The following is a 1,985-nucleotide window of genomic DNA, read 5'->3' on the forward strand; positions in this document are numbered from 1 at the left end:
CAGACCAAGTTCTCTGTTAGCGCCTTTGAACTTATCAAAGTTCCAGCGAGGTATTTTAACGATCACATAATCCAAAGTAGGCTCAAAATAAGCCGAAGTGGTTTTGGTGATCTGGTTTTCAATTTCATCAAGGTTGTAACCTATCGCCAGCTTAGCAGCAATTTTAGCGATTGGGTAACCGGTAGCTTTTGAAGCAAGGGCTGACGAGCGGGATACACGCGGGTTAATCTCGATAGCGATGATCGCTTCATCGGCAGGGTTTACCGAAAACTGCACGTTACAACCGCCGGCAAAGTTACCGATGGCGCGCATCATCTTGATAGCCTGGTTACGCATTTCCTGGTAGCAACGATCGCTCAGGGTCATGGCAGGGGCTACGGTGATCGAGTCGCCGGTGTGGATACCCATCGGGTCAAAGTTCTCGATAGAACAGATGATGATCACGTTGTCATTGCTATCGCGCAGCAATTCCAATTCGTACTCTTTCCAGCCTAATACTGCCTGTTCAACCAATACCTCGTGGGTTGGTGAAGCCTGTAAACCACGGTTAAGGGCAGCGTCGAAATCTTCTTTTTTGTGAACGAAACCCGCGCCTTTACCACCCAGTGTATAGCTTGGGCGAATAACCAGCGGGAAGCCAATTTCCTGCGCGCCTTCTTTACCTTCAAGAAAAGAGTTGGCGATCTTTGATTTGGCAACCCCTACGCCGATGTCAACCATCAGCTGGCGGAAAGCCTCGCGGTTTTCGGTTTTTTCAATGGCGGCAATATCTACACCGATAACTTTAACGCCATATTTTTCCCATATGCCGCGTTCAGACGCTTCGATACAAAGGTTCAACGCGGTTTGACCGCCCATGGTAGGCAGCACAGCGTCTATCTGCTGTTCGGTTAAAATTTTCTCAATGCTTTCGCAGGTGAGCGGCAGAAGGTAAACATGATCGCTGATAACTTTATCCGTCATGATAGTTGCCGGATTGCTGTTAATAATAGAAACGGAGATGCCTTCTTCTTTTAACGAGAGAGCGGCTTGTGAGCCGGAATAATCAAATTCGCAAGCCTGGCCGATAATGATTGGGCCGGAGCCAATGATCAGAACGGATTTGATGGAGGTGTCTTTGGGCATAGGGCTTTTTTTAAGTCAAAAGTTCTAAGTCAATAGTCAAAGGCATTTAAGCCTTTAAACGGTTTTTCCTATGCGCTGAAAGCCAAGAAATCCCGACTTCAGCGTCGGGGTGCAAAGATAGAGTTTTAACAAACACCATTCATGTTTTTTTTCATATTTAATATTGTCGCAATAACACCCGGCATTTTTTAAGTTTAGGGGCACATTTTCTTAAAACAATAGGCTTACTATTTCCGTAAAATCTCACTATATTTACTTACAGCCCGGCCTGTAATTTCCAATTGAACCTGTAATTGCGCCAGGGCGCAATACTTTATATTTTAAGGACTATGATAAAGAAGCCTGTTTTTCCGTTGCTTGCGGCTATTTTATTTTGGGGCAGCTGTGCTATGCTGCAATCAGTTGTTAAATCAACATTCCCGTATACCGCCACTATGGTTATTCCGGCATCGGCCAAAGTTGATGAACCTGAAACCGCAATAAGCACGGGTAACAGCTTTGACCAGGATTTTACTAAAGATGGCAACAATGCCAGCAGGATAAGCGAGGTACGCATCATATCAGCCAAACTGCAGTCGAGCGACCCATCAGATTATAACATTGGCAATATAGCGTCATTAAGGGTATACATGGCTAAAAACGATGGCAGCGAAGAGGTGATGGTGGCCATACGTAAAGATATCCAACCCAACGCCGGCAACAGCATAGTACTTGACATTGACAACTCACACTTTTTAGACGAACTGGTGCGGCAGCCAAGCGTACGCATCCGGATGGTTTATCGCCTGCGTAAAGCTACGGCAACTGATGCGAGCCTGAAAGTATCGTTGGGAATTGGATCGTACCCGGCCAATTAAACC

Annotated in this window: 2 protein-coding genes; one reads left to right on the top strand and one right to left on the bottom strand. The window is 45.9% G+C overall.

Features of this window, described 5'->3' with window-relative positions; all coding sequences use genetic code 11:
• The coding region (carB, locus tag VF500_RS28125; protein ID WP_330862837.1) for a carbamoyl-phosphate synthase large subunit at positions 1 to 1,125 on the bottom strand (1,125 nt) is incomplete at its 3' end.
• A gap of 329 nt (positions 1,126 to 1,454) precedes the next feature.
• On the opposite strand from carB, the gene VF500_RS28130 reads away from it, so the two are divergent.
• Positions 1,455 to 1,982 carry a hypothetical protein gene (locus tag VF500_RS28130; protein ID WP_330862838.1) on the top strand — a complete coding sequence of 176 codons (528 nt, stop codon included), beginning with the start codon at positions 1,455 to 1,457 and terminating at the stop codon, positions 1,980 to 1,982.
• Positions 1,983 to 1,985 lie beyond the last annotated feature (3 nt).

Origin of the sequence: Mucilaginibacter sp., from assembly GCF_036383575.1 — a bacterium.
Lineage (GTDB): Bacteria > Bacteroidota > Bacteroidia > Sphingobacteriales > Sphingobacteriaceae > Mucilaginibacter.